The sequence below is a fragment of the Aeromonas media genome, assembly GCF_000819985.1.
Classification (GTDB): Bacteria; Pseudomonadota; Gammaproteobacteria; order Enterobacterales; family Aeromonadaceae; genus Aeromonas; species Aeromonas media.
Window position 1 is genome coordinate 1 of the sequence record NZ_CDBZ01000197.1, and the last position, 489, is coordinate 489.

A 489-nucleotide genomic window follows, 5' to 3' on the forward strand; every position below is an offset into this window, starting at 1 on the left:
TGGCGGCCGGTCAGTGCTCCGAGCGCCGCAGGGCTGTCGATGGCGGTGACGAACAACTCGTCTGCCCAGAAGTAACCCTCACCGGTGCCGCCTATGGGAATATCGAGGGCGGCCAGTGCGGCCGTATAAAAGCGCTGGCTGGCGGCCAGGTCTTTCACCACCAGCTGGAGATGGTCGATCAGCCGACCGCGATGCAATGTTTGTGTTTCCATACACCACCTTGCCTTGCATGTTGTGGATGAGTCGCCGGCCGGCCCCTTGCTGTGAGCTGTGAGCGGCAGGGGTTGGCAAGCCGATGGCATGGCTACCGCCCCTGAATTTCAGCCTCCAGTCTGCTGCTTTGTAACCAACGGGGATGGCGGAGAGGGCTCATGGGTGACTCCGACGAGGCTTGGATTATCATTCGGGTATGGTAGCGGGAGAGAGGCGCAGGGGAAGGGCGGGGTGATAAATGTTGGGGCGGGATCAACAAATTTGTCAGTATGGCAA

The 489-nt window shown here is 60.3% G+C and carries 1 pseudogene; it reads right to left on the minus strand.

The features are described from left to right. A pseudogene (locus BN1127_RS16725) lies at positions 1–212 on the minus strand (VOC family protein); the annotation flags it as partial. Positions 213–489 lie beyond the last annotated feature (277 nt).